Genomic DNA, 16,971 nt, shown 5'->3' with positions numbered 1-16,971 from the left:
TCTGAAAAAATAAATTTCTACTAATTTTTATACCAAAAAATCAGAAATCAAGCGCTGTTTAAAACGGTCTAAAGTTTTTAAATCAACATCGATTTCATCATTTGAAATATCGAAAGGGTCGTCTAATCCTACTATAAGTAAATACAAATAACAAAACAAAAAAGTAATAGAAAAAGTCACAAAATAGTCAGCAGCTGTAGTTTTAAATTTGGTGATTAACAACAAAGCCATTACAATAAACAAAATGCTTTGCAACAAAGTATAAGCAGGTTTAATAAAATTGTTTCTTGAAATGGAATACGCACGTGTCAATTGTTTGCGCATAGCATTAGTATTTTCTTGAATACCTTTTATAGCTTCTTTATCAACACCACGTTCGGCAAAATAATAAGCAATTTCGTTAGAATGTCTAATCAAAGGAAAAATAACATTGGAATCTTTCGCTTTAGAATAAATCCAAGAAATAATTCCGTCAGTTACAAAAATTAATTCCTCACGAAGAAAAGTGCTATTCAACTCCTCTTTACACAAATCAGAAGTTCCTGTTCGAGGAGCTTTGAAAGCCAAATAAATCCAATCTTTAATAGCTTCAAGATTTGCAGCAACTTCACCAGGAATCTTTTCACTTTCCTTAAAATCCGACATCGTAGCGGCAAGTAATAATCCAAAAACAAAAAAAGCACCTGTAAATATGATGGTAATATCGGATAGTTCAATTAAATCGTGAAAATCTTGTCCGTAAATAGACAAGTTTTTAAAAACAAAGTTCTTAATTATTAGTATAACAATACCAGCAATAATCGATTTTATAACAATAGCTCTTTTTGTAAAGAAACGCATAATGACTTTTTTTTTTACAAACATAATAAAAAGTTACTTTAGAATTTTCTGCAATACAGATTAGAAAAGTTTTAATAATTTCTCTAATCAGTATTCCTAAATAAAACTTCATATAGCTCACTTCTTACTTCGTATTTCGTACATCAAACTTAAAAAAATACTATGCGTGCATAAAATTTAACATAAATACTATGCGTGCATAATAAATTTTTTATATATTTGAATCCGAAACTAAAACGATATAGTAAAATATGATGAAAGAAAAAACTATAGATTATGTGCTACGCGCGACATGGCAAGCAGTTTCACGAATGTATAACGAGGAAGCATCAAAATTTGACGGTTCCATGGCAATTGGATTTGCCTTATTAAGTATAGACAAAGAAGAAGGAACGCCTTCAACTTACATAAGCAACCGAATGGGAATGGAAGCCACATCGCTAACCAGAACCCTAAAAACATTAGAAGAAAAAGGATTAATCATAAGAAAGAAAAATCCAGATGACGGCAGAGGCGTATTAATATACCTAACCGATCTAGGAAAACAAATGCGCGAACAATCAAAAACTACAGTGTTAAAATTCAACGAAGTAGTAAAACAAAACATCACCGAAGAAAAACTAAACCATTTTATGGAAGTAGCTGATGTGATAAATGATTTGATAACAGAGAAGAAGATTTTTTAAATATAATAAGTTGTCAGTTGTCTGTTATCAGTAAACTAACTGAAAACCGATAACTGAAAACCGATAACAAAAGAAAAAAATGAAACGAACAATTAAAAAAGTGGCAGTCGTAGGTTCTGGAATCATGGGTTCTGGGATAGCTTGTCATTTTGCTAACATCGGTTTGGAAGTACTCCTTTTAGACATTGTGCCAAACGCACTAACTGAAATCGAGGAAAAGAAAGGACTAACTTTAGAAAGTAAAGTCGTTCGCAACCGTGTGGTGAATGATCATTTGGCAAATGCTTTAAAGAGCAACCCATCACCTATTTACAGTCAGAAATTTGCTAGTCGAATTACAACAGGAAACACAACTGATGATATGTCCAAAATTGCAACTTGCGATTGGATTATCGAAGTAGTTGTAGAACGTTTAGACATCAAGAAATTGGTATTTGAACAAATCGACAAATTCCGTAAACCAGGAACTTTGGTAACTTCAAATACATCAGGTATTCCAATTAACTTTATGAGTGAAGGAAGAAGTGATGATTTTCAAGCACATTTCTGTGGAACGCATTTCTTCAATCCTGCACGTTATTTGAAATTATTCGAAATCATTCCAGGTCCAAAAACGTCTCAAGAAGTATTGGATTTCTTATTCGAATATGGTTCAAAATTCTTAGGAAAAACTTCTGTAATTGCAAAAGATACTCCAGCTTTTATCGGAAACAGAATCGGAATCTTCGGAATTCAAAGTTTGTTCCATCAAGTGAAAGAAATGGGATTAACCATTGAAGAAGTTGATAAACTAACAGGTCCAGTTATTGGTCGTCCAAAATCGGCAACTTTCAGAACGGTTGACGTAGTTGGTTTAGATACTTTAGTTCACGTTGCCAACGGAATTTATGACAATTGTCCGAATGACGAAGCACACGACTTGTTCAAACTACCAGATTTCATCAACAAAATGATGGAAAACAAATGGCTAGGAAGCAAAACTGGTCAAGGATTTTACAAAAAAGAAGGCAAAGATATTTTATCTTTAGACTTAGATACATTAGAATATAGAGCAGCTAAAAAAGCATCATTCGCAACTTTAGAATTAACTAAAACAATTGACAAACCAATTGATAGATTCAAAGTTTTAGTAAAAGGAAAAGACAAAGCTGGTGATTTCTACAGAAAAAATTTCTCAGCAATGTTTGCTTATTGTTCTAACAGAGTTCCTGAAATTACTGACGAATTCTACAAAATCGACGACGCTATGAAAGCTGGTTTCGGTTGGGAAAACGGTCCATTCGAAATTTGGGATGCTATTGGTGTAGAAAAAGCCATCGCAATGATGGAAGCAGAAGGTTACAAACCAGCAGCTTGGGTAACGGATATGTTGATTTCAGGAAACAAATCGTTTTATTCGGTTAAAAACGGAAAAACTTGTTTCTACAATATTCCATCAAAATCTCAAGAAGAAAAACCAGGTCAAGATGCTTTTATCATTTTAGATAATATCAGAGAAAGTCACAAAGTTTGGGGTAATTCAGATGCTTCAGTTATCGATTTAGGTGACGGAATTTTGAACTTAGAATTCCATTCCAAAATGAATACTATTGGTGGTGGCGTTTTAACCGCAATCAACAAAGCAATCGACTTAGCTGAAAAAGATTATAAAGGATTAGTAATTGGAAATCAAGGAACTAATTTCTCTGTTGGAGCTAACATCGGAATGATTTTCATGATGGCGGTAGAGCAAGAATACGACGAATTGAATATGGCTATCAAAATGTTCCAAGACACGATGATGCGTGTACGCTACTCTTCTATTCCGGTAATCGTTGCGCCTCACGGAATGACACTTGGTGGTGGATGCGAAATGAGTATGCACGCCGATAAAGTTGTTGCCGCTGCTGAAACGTATATTGGTTTGGTAGAATTTGGAGTTGGTGTAATTCCTGGTGGTGGTGGTTCAAAAGAAATGGCAGTTCGTGCAGCCGATTTGTTCCGCAAAAATGATGTGGAATTGAATGTACTTCAAGAAAACTTCCTTACAATCGGAATGGCAAAAGTAGCAACATCAGCTTACGAAGCTTTCGACTTGGGAATTTTACAAAAAGGAAAAGACATCGTCGTGGTAAACAAAGACCGTCAAATTGCAGTTGCTAAACAAGTAGCATTACAAATGGCTGATCAAGGTTACACACAACCTGTTAGAAGGAACGATATCAAAGTATTAGGTAAACAAGCTCTTGGAATGTTCTTAGTTGGAACCAATCAAATGGTAGCCGGAAAATACATCTCAGAACACGATTTAAAAATTGCCAACAAATTAGCTTATGTAATGGCTGGTGGAGATTTATCAGAACCAACATTAGTAAGTGAACAATATTTATTGGATATTGAAAGAGAAGCATTTTTATCTCTTTGTACAGAAAGAAAAACATTGGAGCGCATCCAATTTATGTTAACAAAAGGAAAACCGTTGAGAAATTAGTATTAAGACTGAAGTATTAAGTATTAAGACCTTAAAAAGTATGCACAATTTTGAAAAACTAAAAATCTGGCAAAAAGCAATGGACATAGCTGTTGAAGTTTATGAAATTTCTTTGCTTTTACCTGATGATGAAAAATTCAATTTGATACATCAAATAAAAAAATGTGCAGTTTCTATTCCTTCTAACATAGCTGAAGGTTCAGGTAGAAATCATAATAAAGAATTTATCCAATTTTTAGGAATAGCTAATGGTTCTACTTTTGAATTAATAACTCAACTAATACTCGCAAAAAGGTTAAAACTAATATCAGAAGAAATAATACAGCCTATAATTAACAAATTAGTAGAAGTTTCAAATATGAATTTCTCTTTTCAAAAAACATTAAAAGTATAATATAACGATTGGCTAGTCTTAATACTTAATACTCCAATCTTAATACAATAAAATATGAAAACAGCATATATAGTATCCGGATTTCGTACAGCAGTTGGAAAAGCCCCAAAAGGAGTTTTTCGTTTTAAACGTCCTGACGAATTAGCAGCAGAAACCATCGAACACATGATGGCACAGTTTCCAGATTTTGATAAAAAACGAATTGACGACGTAATGGTTGGAAACGCAATGCCAGAAGCTGAGCAAGGTTTAAATGTAGGTCGTTTAATTTCCTTAATGGGATTAAAAGTTACGGACGTTCCTGGAGTAACAGTAAATAGATACTGCGCTTCAGGATTAGAAACTATCGGAATGGCGACAGCAAAAATCCAAAGTGGAATGGCAGATTGTATCATTGCCGGTGGCGCTGAAAGCATGAGTTTTATTCCAATGGGTGGATATAAACCAACACCAGATTATGCTGTAGCAAAAGAAGGTCACGAAGATTATTATTGGGGAATGGGTTTAACGGCTGAAGCAGTTGCTAAACAATTTAACGTTTCTCGTGAAGACCAAGATGAGTTTGCTTACAATTCACATCAAAAAGCCTTAAAAGCGCAAACCGAAGGTAAATTTGATAAACAAATTGTTCCAATTACTGTGGAGCAAACTTTTATCAATGAAAATGGTAAAAAAGAAACCAAATCTTACGTTGTAACTAAAGATGAAGGGCCAAGAGCTGACACAAATATTGCCGCTTTAGGGAAACTAAAACCAGTATTCGCGGCAGATGGTTCTGTAACAGCAGGAAACTCTTCACAAATGAGTGATGGTGCGGCTTTCGTATTAATTATGAGTGAAGAATTGGTAAAAGAACTAGGTGTTACTCCTATTGCAAGATTAGTAAATTTTGCATCTGCAGGTGTTGAACCAAGAATTATGGGAATTGGTCCAGTAAAAGCCATTCCGAAAGCATTGAAACAAGCAGGTTTAACTTTAAATGATATTGATTTAATTGAATTAAACGAAGCTTTTGCATCTCAATCATTAGCTGTAACTCGCGAATTAAATTTAAATCCTGATATCATTAACGTAAACGGTGGTGCAATTTCTTTAGGCCATCCACTAGGTTGTACAGGAGCCAAATTATCAGTACAATTATTTGAAGAAATGCGATTAAGAAAATCTAAATACGGAATCGTAAGTATGTGTGTTGGAACTGGACAAGGTTCTGCAGGAATTTATGAATTACTATAATCAACCAACTATAAAAAAATAAAAAATGAGCGATATAACCAGAGGAGGACAATTCCTAGTTAAAGAAACAAAGTGTGAAGACGTTTTCACACTAGAAGATTTCTCGGAAGAGCAAATCATGATGCGTGATTCTGTTAAAGAATTCGTTGATAAAGAAATTTGGCCAAACAAAGACCGCTTTGAGCATAAAGATTATGCATTTACTGAAGAAACCATGCGTAAAGCAGGTGAAATGGGCTTTTTAAGTGTTGCTGTTCCAGAAAATTATGGTGGAATGGGAATGGGATTTGTGGATACTTGTTTAGTTTGTGATTATATTTCGGGAGCAACAGGTTCATTTTCTACAGCTTTTGGTGCGCATACTGGAATTGGAACGATGCCAATTACATTATACGGAACAGAAGAACAAAAACAAAAATACGTTCCAAAATTGGCTTCAGGAGAATGGTTTGGTGCTTATTGCCTAACAGAACCAGGTGCAGGTTCGGATGCGAATTCAGGGAAAACGAAAGCAGTTTTATCAGAAGATGGAACGCATTATAAAATCACTGGACAAAAAATGTGGATTTCAAATGCAGGTTTCTGTTCGGTTTTCATTGTTTTCGCAAGAATTGAAGATGATAAAAACATTACAGGTTTCATCGTAGAAAATGATCCTTCAAACGGAATTTCTATGGGTGAAGAGGAGCATAAATTAGGAATTCGTGCCTCTTCTACTCGTCAGGTTTTCTTTGCTGATACTAAAGTTCCAGTAGAAAATATGTTAGCTGCGCGTGGTGAAGGTTTCAAAATTGCAATGAACGCTTTAAATGTTGGTCGTATCAAATTGGCAGCAGCTTGTTTAGACGCACAACGTCGTGTGACTTCAAATGCAGTTAACTACGCTAATGAAAGAGTTCAGTTTAATACACCAATTTCATCTTTTGGAGCTATTCGTTACAAATTGGCAGAAATGGCAACTTCAGCTTATGCTGGTGAAAGTGCTACTTATCGTGCAGCAAAAGATATTGAAAACAGAATCAAACTTCGTGAAGCTGAAGGTGCAAGTCATCAAGAAGCTGAATTAAAAGGAGTTGAAGAATTTGCTATAGAATGTTCTATTCTGAAAGTAGCCGTTTCTGAAGACGTTCAAAATTGTGCTGACGAAGGAATTCAAATTTATGGTGGAATGGGATTCTCTGAAGATACTCCAATGGAAAGTGCTTGGAGAGATGCTCGTATTGCTCGTATCTATGAAGGAACCAACGAAATCAATAGAATGTTATCGGTTGGAATGTTAATCAAAAAAGCCATGAAAGGTCACGTTGATTTACTTGGACCAGCGATGAAAGTTCAAGAAGAATTAATGGGAATTCCATCATTTGACACACCAGATTATTCTGAATTATTTTCGGAAGAAAAAGAAATGGTTGGCAAATTGAAAAAAGCGTTCCTAATGGTAGCAGGTGCTGCTGTTCAAAAATACGGAATGGATTTAGACGCTCACCAACAACTATTAATGGCTGCAGCTGATATGTTAATTGAAATTTACATGGCAGAAAGTACTATTTTAAGAACTGAAAAATTAGTAAAATCAAAAGGTCAAGAAGCTGTTAAAGAACAAGTTGCAATGGCTGAATTATACTTATACAAAGCCGTTGATATCGTAGCTTCAAGAGGAAAAGAGAGCATCATTTCTTTTGCAGAAGGCGACGAACAACGTATGATGCTAATGGGATTAAGACGTTTTACAAAATACACCAATATGCCTAATATTGTAGGATTGAGAGAAACAATCACTGCAAAATTAGTAGCTGAAAATAGTTATTGTTTTTAATTTTTAGTTAAGTTAATTGTTAGAAGAAACCACTTGAGAAATTGAGTGGTTTTTTTTTATGCCCTTTTTAAATACTAAAAAACTAACTTTTAAGTTATTATAAAATGAAAAAGTTAGTTTACATACTCCTTCTAATACTACTTGCTTCTTGCAAAACAAAGCAACCTAGCACCTCTAAAGTTAACGAAAATGAATCTGTTGAAGTCAAATCACGTTTCGAAAAAATTAATCTTAAAGAAGTGAATAACCAAAAACTTACAAGAGCATATAATCTTGGCAAACGTTTATTAGAAACTTGTAATACATCAAGATTTAAAGTTTTTTCTAAAGAAGAAGCCACCGACAAAGTGATTCAAAATGCAACCGCTGAAAAAATAACAAAAACTTGTCAGAAAATTTTAATGCGTAATGGAAAGTTTATTGATTTGAATTTAATTGATGTAACTCAAGATAACGAAACAGAAGACTTATTTTTTAGATATAAAATCGAATATGAAAAGAAATATTTCGAACGTGAATTGTATATCACAATAAATTCAGAAGGCAAAGTTTCAGAAATGAAAACAAAAGAGTTACCAAAAAAACCTATATAAAATTGATTTTTTTGCTACTTTTGAAAAATAGCAAAGAATGAATTTTGGACAAAAAAGACTTACACTATTTTAAAAACACTCAAGAATGGCGCGATTGGTTGCATGAAAATCATCATTCATCTAGCGGCATCTGTTTAATGTTTTACAAAGTTGGAAGCTCAGAAGAAAGCATGCGTTGGGAAGAAGCCGTTCAGGTTGCTATTTGCTATGGTTGGATTGATTCTACCGTAAAAAAAATTGATGACGAACGACGTAAGCAAATGTTTACACCAAGAAAAGACAAAAGCGTTTGGAGTAAACTAAATAAAACTTACATCGAAAAACTCCTTGCTGAAAACTTGATGCACGAAAGTGGCTTGAGAAAAATTGAAATAGCCAAACAAAATGGTTCATGGGAATCACTAGATGCTGTTGAGAATCTTGAAATCCCAACTGATTTACAAAAAGCTTTTGATGTGAATAAAACTGCCTTCAATAATTATCAAAACTTTAGTCCTTCTTACCGAAAAAGCTATTTGTATTGGTTAAATCAAGCCAAACGTGAAGAAACACGTAACATTAGAATTACAGAAATCATTTGTCTTTGTGAAGAAAACATAAAATCAAGGCAATAAAATCTTAACATTTATAGTCTTGAACTTTCTTAAAAATAACTAGCTTTGTAACTCTAAATAAAGCTATGATAAACCCATCTGCACATGGTTGGATTGATAAGTATTTTGTGGAACAAAAATCATTGTTCGACACTACTATTGATGGTTTATCGTTTTATAAAAACATCAGAACCACTGGATTTATTTATGGACATATCATTGCAATAAATTCCAATCCAAAAATAGAAATATCACAATGGAAATCGGATGAAATTTCTAAAGTTGCTTTACTGACAACACTTCTTGATGTTTATCTTTTTACTTTTCAAAAAGAAAATTCAGAAGATTTCATTAAAAAAACAGTTGCCTTTTACAAGGAAATGACACCAAAAGGTTTTGTGCTTTTTGATAAAATAATGACTTCTAGTTCGAGTTCAAAATTGGAAACTTTGATAAACGAACGCGTTCAAACAAACAAAGATATTATCAGTAAAAATTTCTCTCACATTGTAACAAATGCCTTATTGTTTGTAGATGTTTTAGCATTTCACCAATATCTACAAAAAGGAGAAATTCCGGAAAAATACTTGAAACGCATGGAAGAAACGATTATGAGTATTGTTTCTTTAGCATTAAAGGTTAAGACTATTAAGTCGCAACACGATGATTTATTGATAAAATTATTTGAAGCGTCGGTTCGTTATACCAAATTTTCAAAAGTAAGTATTCAGAATTTAGAGGAATTACCTTTGGATTACTTTACAAATGATTTTGAAAAATTCTATCTTTTAGATTTAGCAGGCATCACACTTTGGAATGATGGAAAAGTAGAAAATGACGAAGTGTATTTCCTTCATAAATTGGCAGAAGCTATGACAATTTCTAGCGATTTTGTAAATGAAAGTGTTATTGCAACCAACGAATTTATAACGTTGCACAAAAAAGAAATTCAGTATTTTAATTATTCCAATCCGGTAAAGCATTTTTACGACCAAACTACTACTGGAGTACAAGTTTTGATTAAAAGAAATCAAAAACGATTAACAAAAGAAATTTCTGAGAGCAAAGAATTAATGAAACTTCTTGCTAAATCAACTCAAAAAGATTTGAGTACAGAAGAAAAAAAGAAAGTAAAAAAACAATTACTCGACATTTGCAAAAGCATTCCGTCTTTAACTATTTTTTTACTTCCTGGTGGCGGATTATTATTACCTATTTTGATAAAATTTATTCCACAATTATTGCCTTCGGCTTTTAATGAAAATTTGGAAGATTAAATATCAAAATATAACTGGTGTACTTCATCTAAATCTTTATTGCTGCTGAAATTCACATTTAAATCAGTTACATAACCATTATTTAAACCATAAACCCATCCGTGTAAACTAAGCTGTTGTCCTTTTTGCCAAGCCGATTGAACTATAGATGTTTTTGCCAAATCTAAAACTTGTTCACGAACATTTGTTTCAACGAATCTATTAAATCTTTCCTTTTCATCAACAACAGCATCTAACTCTGTTTTGTGCAAACGATAAACGTCTTTTATATGGCGAATCCAATTATCAATGATTCCAATAGAATTATTTTCCATAGCGGCTTTTACACCACCACAACCATAATGTCCGCAAACAATAACATGTTTTACTTTCAAAACATTTACTGCATAATCTAAAACGCTTAGCATATTCATATCACTATGAACCACCATATTAGCAATATTTCTATGAACAAAAACATCACCAGGTTTTCCGCCAACAATTTCATTAGCTGGCACACGACTATCAGAACATCCAATCCATAATAATTGAGGATTTTGACCTTTTGCCAAATCCTTGAAAAAATCAGGATCTACAGCCAATTGACTCTCAACCCATTTTTTATTGTTCTCTAATAGTTGCTTGTAAAAATCGCTCATCATTTTTTTATTATTTTCAAATGTATAAAAAAACCATCAATCAAATAATTAATGGTTTTAAAAGTTTTTAATGTCTTAATTCAGAAACTGTAAAATTAGGATTTTGTTCATCTTTTATAAATTCTACCTCTTTATAAAAAGTAACTTCACCTGTTTCAAGATTGTGCATTGCTCCTACTATTCCTATTTCTCCATTTTCAACCATTTGTTCCAAGATAAAACTTCTTTCAATAATGTTTTTAACACTTCTTTTAACATTGATTTGAGCTACATTTTCAACAAACTCAGAATTTTTAGAACTTCTATCAGCAGTTGTTTCTTTTTCTTGGTAAACAGAAGGTTGAATTTTGGATAATAATTCAGTTAAATTTCCCATCTCAACATGATCGCAAGCTCCTTTTACTGCGCCACATTTTGTATGACCTAAAACTACTATTAGCTTTGAACCTGCAACTTTGCAAGCAAATTCCATACTTCCTAAAATGTCTGTGTTTACTATATTTCCTGCAATTCTAACTGAAAAAATATCTCCTAATCCTTGGTCAAAAATTAATTCAGCAGATGTTCTACTATCGATACAACTCAAAATAGTAGCAAAAGGCCATTGTCCATCTACCGTAGCATTTGCTTGCTCTAATAAATCTCTATGAGCGTTAAGATTACTTATGAATCTTAAATTTCCTTCTTTTAAAAACTCCAATGCTTTTCTTGGAGTCATTTGTGCTTGTGATTCTCTATTATGTGCTTTCATATTAATTTTTATTTGTGTTCAACAAAAACATGTTTATCTTCTTCTCCAGTTTCTTGAATATTGTAAATTTTTTTGAAACCTACTAATTTAACTTTAATGTTTTCAGTTTTAGAATGTGCTTTTTTGAATTCTTTAATTAATGTTAATACATCATAATCAATATAAACTGTTTTAGATGCATCAATAAATACAGTAGAATTTTCTGGTATGTTTGTTAATGTTTGTTTGATTGCCGCTTTATTTAAAAACGAAACTTCTTCTGCCAAATCAATATGTATTACATCACCTTCTTTATATTTATCTTTTCTAAAAATATAGGCACGTTGCATATTTCCTTTAAGAACGAAGTAGATACTTATTATCATACCTAATGCAACACCTTTTAACAAATCAGTGAAAACTACTGCAATAATGGTAGCAAAAAACGGAAAATATAAATATTGATTACGTGCTAATTGAACAACAAAATCTTTATTACTTCTTGATTTTAAAAAAATAAATGCAAATTGCACTATTAGAGCTACTCCGAAAGCATATAGTAGTATTTTAGCTAAATCAAATGTAAACTTTTTGTTGATACTTTCTGTATTTACAAATACAGTTATAAACCCAACAATTAAAAATAATAATATATTTATTGCACTAGGCATGTATTTTGCAAAATGTTTAATATTTGGAACTGCCAATTTATAACCTATCAAAAGCAAAACTGCTGCCAAAGTTGCAAATGGAATTTTATTCAATAAAAGAGGTATTGAAAGTACACTAACTAACAATAAAATTCCGTGAATAATTGTTGACATTTTAGATTTTGCTCCAGCTGCATTATTTGCTGTAGTTCTTACTACAACTGAAGTCATTGGTAAACCACCTAAAAGACCACTTATTAGATTACCAATACCTTGAGCTTTTAACTCAACATTAGTATTAGTATATCTTTTTTGAGCGTCCATTCTGTCAGAAGCTTCAATACACAATAAAGTTTCAATTGAGGCTACAATTGCAATAGTCATTGCAACAATCCATACTTTAGGATTTGCAAATTGAGAAAAATCAGGAAATACAATAATTGCTTTAAAATCATCAACAGATTGTGGAACAGGCAAACTAACTAAATGCTCTTTTAACACTTGTAAACTTGAACCCGATTGAATAAAAAATTCATTGATTAAAATACTAACAATAACAGCAACTAATGCTGGTGGCACAACTTTAATTTTTTTGAATAATTCAATTTTTGGCCATATTATTAAAATTAATAAAGATACTAATGTAATAATTACAGCACCAAAATTTACTTTATCAACTATGTTCAATATTTCAGAAAATGTATTTTGATTGTCAGCCTGATTAAAAGACATGTCGCCTTCATAATCGGCATCATATCCAAAAGCATGAGGAATTTGCTTTAATAGTATAATTATACCAATACCTGCAAGCATTCCTTCTATAACATTATTTGGAAAATAATTAGAAATTGAACCCGCTTTTAAAAATCCTAATACTAATTGAATTAAACCGGCTAATAAAACAGCTAATAAAAAAATATTAAAAGCTCCTAAATCGGTAATAGAAGTTAGAACTATTGCAGTTAATCCTGCAGCTGGGCCAGAAACACTCAAGTGAGATTGGCTTAAATACCCCACAACGATACCACCAATAATACCCGAAATAATTCCAGAAAACAAAGGAGCTCCACTTGCCATTGCAATTCCTAAACATAGCGGCAACGCCACCAAAAAAACCACTAAACCTGAAGCAAAATCAGATTTAAGGTTAGAAAAAAGGTTGATTTTTTTTGTCATACCAATAAATAAATTTAATACATAAAGTAGCTTCCAAACAATTTGAAAACGAAAAGTCGAGATGTATTAAACCAATTCTGGCGGTGGTGAGAATATTTCTTCGGCAACATTGTCATGGTGCGACAAGTTTTCAGAAACAATTTTAGAGTTCAACTTGATTTTTGAATCTAGAAAAGGATAATCAAATTGTTGTTTTAAATCAGCTTTGATTTCTTTTAAATCTTTGTGAATTTCTTCTTCAGCAAAGCTATAAAACAAAGACACGTCAGTATTCTTTTCAATCAATGTTACTATTGTTGGCATTGATAGAAAAGCTATAAAAAGAACCATCAAAATTCTTGCTACTGACTTCATATTGCAAAAATAGCTTTTCAATCAGAATAAAAAAGTTATTGTTCAAATTTAACTAAAAATTATTAAGATTTATATCCATAACTTAAATTGATAGTTTTTATATTTGCATCAAATTTTACTATACAATGACCATTACACAACTTCAATATGTTTTAGCAGTAGCTGAATACAAAAATTTTACCCTTGCAGCCGAAAAATGTTTTGTTACACAACCCACTCTAAGTATGCAAATTCAAAAAGTGGAAGACGAACTTGACATCCAAATATTTGATAGAAGTAAGAAACCAATTCAATTGACAGAAATTGGTCAGAAAATTGTCAATCAAGCTAAGAACATTGTTAATGAAGCCGATAGAATTCAAGACATTGTTCATCAACAAAAAGGGTTTATTGGTGGTGAGTTTAGATTAGGTATAATTCCAACCATTATGCCAACACTTTTGCCAATGTTTTTAAAGAATTTCATAAAAAAATACCCAAAAGTAAAACTGATTATTGAAGAATTAAATACTGATGACATAATTTTCAAATTGAATAATGGTCATCTTGATGCTGCCATTGCTGCAACGCCACTAAACGAAGAAAAAATTAAAGAAGTTGTGCTTTATTTTGAGCCATTTGTAGCCTATATTCCTGAAAATCATGAAAGCTTTTCTAAGAAGGAAATTGAAATTTCAGATTTGAATTTGGATGAAATCCTTTTGCTTCAAGACGGACATTGCTTTAGAGATAGCGTTTTAAATTTATGTAAAAACAATACTAATTCTGAACACAATCATTTTCAAATTGAAAGTGGAAGCTTTGAAACATTAATAAAATTAGCAGACGAAGGTTTAGGCACTACGCTACTTCCTTATCTACATACATTGGATTTAAAGGAAAAAGATCAAGTAAAATTGCGTCAATTTAAAGAACCAAAACCAGCAAGAGAAGTAAGTTTAATTTATCCGAAAAACGAATTAAAAATTCATATAATTGATGCTTTAAGATCTTCAATAAGTGGCGTTGTAAAAGGCGCAATCGCTTTTCAAAATGTGGAAATTGTAAGTCCTAAATCAAATAAGTAAAATAAAAAAAGGAGTTAAAAAACTCCTTTTTTATTTTTTATTGTTTCGGTTATACATTCTTGCAAGTGAGGCTTGTTTATAGTAAAATAAGACAACCAATTTTGCAACAAGTCAATCTCATAAGGTAACAAGCTATTCACAGCTTTTTTTAACTTCCTTCTAAAAAGGTTAGGATCAATACTTACACTCTCTAATTCTGACTTAGTGTAATCGTAAATCATTCTTGGCATAAGAAAAAAAATTAGTAGGTTAATATTCTATGATAGATTTGGGAATCATAATGTAAACTTAAAAAGTATATTTTGATTAAACAAATAAAACTGTATTTTTTTATCGATTAAATACATTTTATTACGATAAAATACATTTTTTACATTTTTTAAAAGTTAAATCTTACAAAAATTTAATTCTCATACTATTCTAAAAACAACTTCAGATACATAAACCCTACTTTGTAAAACAAAAAAAAGGAACCGTTTAAGTTCCTTTTAGTTTTATTTGTTCATAATCAGTAAACATTGCCTTAACTCTGGCTTTTCTTTAGTGAAATTGAGCAACCATTCTGTTAGCTGTTCGATTTCATAAGGTAAAAGCACTCTGACCGCCTTGTCTAATTCTTTACAGAAAAGTATCGCATCAAAGCTAACTCTTTCCAATACAGATTTAGTGTAGTCATAAATCAATCTTGACATAATTAGTGGTTAAATTGTTAGACTTTTAAATCACAGATTTAATAAGAACGTAAATATTGGGATTTTATTATTATCAAAATTAAATTATTTTTAAATACAAAATAAAAATAATACGTTAAATTTTAATTGCGCGAAGCATTTCTCGCTTGCCAGGTGCTCCAGGAAGTTTTTCTACTTTAAAACCACATTCTAACATCGCGTTTTTAATAGATGAGCGACAAGCATAAGTCACCAAAATACCATTAGGTTTTAGCGCAAGATACATTTTTTGAAAAATTTCTAACGACCATAATTCTGGTTGTACTCTAAAACCGAAAGCATCAAAATAAATCAACTCGAAAGCATTCTCATCTGTAATATCTTGAAAGAATTGCTTTCTTTTGGTTAAAGAAAAATTGCTTGAAATTGTATGCTTTCCTTCCCAAGAAATTTGATGCATTTTATTGAAAACATCCTTTTCATTAAATGCATTTAATTCGGAAACATAATTCATTTGTAAAGCTTCTTCCACAAAAACTGGATAAGCTTCTACTCCAACATAATCAATGGTTTGATTAACTTTTTGAGATTCTAAGTAGGTAATAAAAGCATTCAAACCGGTTCCGAAACCAATCTCTAAAATTGAAACAGACTTTCCTTCAAACAAAGAAAGTCCGCTCTTGATAAAAACATGATAAGCTTCTTGAATGGCACCATGCTTGGAATGATAACTTTCATCCCAATCGGGTAAATGAATGGTTGTTGAACCATCGTTTGTGGTAAGAATTTCTCTTTTCAAGATTACTTAATATACAATTTCTTAATTCTCGGAATTGGTCCACCACATTTACCTTTATGGCAAGTAACACAAGCATCAACTCCTTTATTAAAGTTCTCTTTTACATTTTCAGTTTCCGAATAAATCAATTTTTGAGCTGCAATGTATTTATCTGCGTTTTCTTTAAAAAAAGCATCGTTATCACTAGGAGTTGTGAATTCTGCAGAATAAATTTTGTTGAAAAATTCTGGGAACTTTCCAACAGTATCTCCTTTTATAATTCTTAATCTCAATTGTTGATTGTGAGCATACATTTGTTCCATAAGCGAAGCCATCTCTGACATTTCGTACATTTCAAATTTCTTTTCTTTTACAGAATCATTTGCACAAGCTTCTTTATCTTCTGCTTTTTCTGTTTGCTTATTCTGACAAGAAATTAATAGCAAAACAGAAAACGATAGTATTAAAAATTTCTTCATTTTATATTATTTCTTTATAAATACTCCAGTTGCAGTAAAGGAATAAGTAATTTCTGGTTTTTTAATTTTATTAATTTCTGCTTGAGATTTCCCAGCATCTTTTGCATAATGCTTCAATTCATCAACCGATACTACATCAATAAAAGCTACACCATTCACAACAACTTCACTTCCATCTGCATTAAGTGGTACAAAAAAGCCATAATCTTTAAATTTTACAAATGCAGATTCTCCGTTACCTAAATCTAGTTTCATCCAACATCCTTTCTTTTTACAAACTGAGTTGATTTTAGTAACAAATTTTACAGTAATAGAATCACCTTTTTTCAATGATTTATATTTCTTGAACATTTGCTCTTTGGTAATTACTTTATTCAATTCAAATTTATCTCCAAAAGAAACAAAATCATTTGAATTTAAAGTTGTTTGTGTTTTTGCTTTTTTTGCTGCTTGTTGTGCATTTACGTTTAAACCAATTGAAACGAAAGCAACTAATAATAGTAGTTTGAAATTTTTCATTTTA

The 16,971-nt window shown here is 31.7% G+C and carries 19 protein-coding genes; 9 read left to right on the top strand and 10 right to left on the bottom strand.

The genetic code is table 11. From position 1 onward, the window contains the following. Nucleotides 1–27: 27 nt before the first annotated feature. Nucleotides 28–840 (bottom strand): hypothetical protein, encoded by an 813-nt coding sequence (locus ACYU7A_RS10050; protein WP_460576228.1) that lies wholly within the window; start codon nt 838–840, stop codon nt 28–30. A 254-nt stretch (nt 841–1,094) separates the two neighbouring features. On the opposite strand from ACYU7A_RS10050, the gene ACYU7A_RS10045 reads away from it, so the two are divergent. The 8 genes from ACYU7A_RS10045 (at nt 1,095) to ACYU7A_RS10010 (ending at nt 9,905) form a co-directional block, all read left to right on the top strand. After that, nucleotides 1,095–1,526, top strand: a complete 432-nt coding sequence (locus tag ACYU7A_RS10045) for a MarR family winged helix-turn-helix transcriptional regulator (protein WP_298308273.1) — start codon at nt 1,095–1,097, stop codon at nt 1,524–1,526. Nucleotides 1,527–1,605: 79 nt separating this feature from the next. Continuing rightward, complete coding sequence (locus ACYU7A_RS10040; RefSeq protein ID WP_460576226.1) at nt 1,606–3,996, top strand: 3-hydroxyacyl-CoA dehydrogenase NAD-binding domain-containing protein; 2,391 nt, start codon at nt 1,606–1,608, stop codon at nt 3,994–3,996. Between the two features lie 40 nt (nt 3,997–4,036). Continuing rightward, nucleotides 4,037–4,390: a four helix bundle protein gene (locus ACYU7A_RS10035; RefSeq protein WP_169524909.1), complete on the top strand. Its 354-nt coding sequence runs from the start codon at nt 4,037–4,039 to the stop codon at nt 4,388–4,390. 54 nt (nt 4,391–4,444) lie between these two features. After that, a complete protein-coding gene (locus ACYU7A_RS10030) occupies nt 4,445–5,626 on the top strand; it encodes an acetyl-CoA C-acyltransferase (RefSeq protein ID WP_460576224.1) in 1,182 nt (393 codons plus the stop codon). Between the two features lie 25 nt (nt 5,627–5,651). Further along, entirely contained in the window at nt 5,652–7,442 is a 1,791-nt protein-coding gene (locus tag ACYU7A_RS10025) for an acyl-CoA dehydrogenase family protein (protein WP_460576222.1), read from the top strand. A 104-nt stretch (nt 7,443–7,546) separates the two neighbouring features. After that, on the top strand, nt 7,547–8,035 hold the full coding sequence (locus ACYU7A_RS10020; RefSeq protein ID WP_460576220.1) for a hypothetical protein: 489 nt from the start codon (nt 7,547–7,549) through the stop codon (nt 8,033–8,035). Nucleotides 8,036–8,079: 44 nt separating this feature from the next. Further along, nucleotides 8,080–8,649 (top strand): YdeI/OmpD-associated family protein, encoded by a 570-nt coding sequence (locus ACYU7A_RS10015; protein WP_460576218.1) that lies wholly within the window; start codon nt 8,080–8,082, stop codon nt 8,647–8,649. 65 nt (nt 8,650–8,714) lie between these two features. Then, nucleotides 8,715–9,905, top strand: a complete 1,191-nt coding sequence (locus tag ACYU7A_RS10010; RefSeq protein ID WP_460576216.1) for an LETM1-related biofilm-associated protein — start codon at nt 8,715–8,717, stop codon at nt 9,903–9,905. On the opposite strand, the gene can is transcribed toward ACYU7A_RS10010, so the two are convergent. The 4 genes from can to ACYU7A_RS09990 form a co-directional block, all read right to left on the bottom strand. Beyond that, nucleotides 9,902–10,543 carry a carbonate dehydratase gene (can, locus tag ACYU7A_RS10005; protein ID WP_460576699.1) on the bottom strand — a complete coding sequence of 214 codons (642 nt, stop codon included), beginning with the start codon at nt 10,541–10,543 and terminating at the stop codon, nt 9,902–9,904. The genes ACYU7A_RS10010 and can overlap by 4 nt on opposite strands. Nucleotides 10,544–10,610: 67 nt before the next feature. Next, nucleotides 10,611–11,294, bottom strand: a complete 684-nt coding sequence (locus ACYU7A_RS10000; protein WP_460576214.1) for a carbonic anhydrase family protein — start codon at nt 11,292–11,294, stop codon at nt 10,611–10,613. A gap of 8 nt (nt 11,295–11,302) precedes the next feature. Beyond that, the gene (locus ACYU7A_RS09995) at nt 11,303–13,099 is read right to left on the bottom strand and encodes a SulP family inorganic anion transporter (RefSeq protein ID WP_460576212.1); all 1,797 of its coding nucleotides are present in this window, start codon (nt 13,097–13,099) and stop codon (nt 11,303–11,305) included. A gap of 66 nt (nt 13,100–13,165) precedes the next feature. Continuing rightward, nucleotides 13,166–13,453 carry a hypothetical protein gene (locus ACYU7A_RS09990; protein WP_460576210.1) on the bottom strand — a complete coding sequence of 96 codons (288 nt, stop codon included), beginning with the start codon at nt 13,451–13,453 and terminating at the stop codon, nt 13,166–13,168. Between the two features lie 125 nt (nt 13,454–13,578). Here ACYU7A_RS09990 and ACYU7A_RS09985 point away from each other — a divergent pair, with 125 nt between their 5' ends. Further along, a complete protein-coding gene (locus ACYU7A_RS09985) occupies nt 13,579–14,520 on the top strand; it encodes a LysR substrate-binding domain-containing protein (protein WP_460576208.1) in 942 nt (313 codons plus the stop codon). A gap of 14 nt (nt 14,521–14,534) precedes the next feature. On the opposite strand, the gene ACYU7A_RS09980 is transcribed toward ACYU7A_RS09985, so the two are convergent. From ACYU7A_RS09980 to ACYU7A_RS09960, 5 genes are all read right to left on the bottom strand, one after another. Then, nucleotides 14,535–14,750, bottom strand: coding sequence for a hypothetical protein (locus ACYU7A_RS09980; protein WP_460576206.1), 216 nt, complete (start codon nt 14,748–14,750; stop codon nt 14,535–14,537). Between the two features lie 264 nt (nt 14,751–15,014). Continuing rightward, a complete protein-coding gene (locus tag ACYU7A_RS09975; protein ID WP_298308238.1) occupies nt 15,015–15,212 on the bottom strand; it encodes a hypothetical protein in 198 nt (65 codons plus the stop codon). A 115-nt stretch (nt 15,213–15,327) separates the two neighbouring features. After that, entirely contained in the window at nt 15,328–15,990 is a 663-nt protein-coding gene (gene mnmC2 / locus ACYU7A_RS09970; RefSeq protein WP_460576203.1) for a tRNA (5-methylaminomethyl-2-thiouridine)(34)-methyltransferase MnmC2, read from the bottom strand. Between the two features lie 2 nt (nt 15,991–15,992). Further along, nucleotides 15,993–16,448 carry a hypothetical protein gene (locus ACYU7A_RS09965; RefSeq protein ID WP_460576201.1) on the bottom strand — a complete coding sequence of 152 codons (456 nt, stop codon included), beginning with the start codon at nt 16,446–16,448 and terminating at the stop codon, nt 15,993–15,995. Nucleotides 16,449–16,454: 6 nt separating this feature from the next. Further along, nucleotides 16,455–16,967, bottom strand: coding sequence for a DUF4920 domain-containing protein (locus tag ACYU7A_RS09960; protein WP_396147022.1), 513 nt, complete (start codon nt 16,965–16,967; stop codon nt 16,455–16,457). Nucleotides 16,968–16,971: the final 4 nt, after the last annotated feature.

Source organism: Flavobacterium koreense (assembly GCF_054776075.1).
This window is presented reverse-complemented; position numbering and strand designations above follow the sequence as displayed.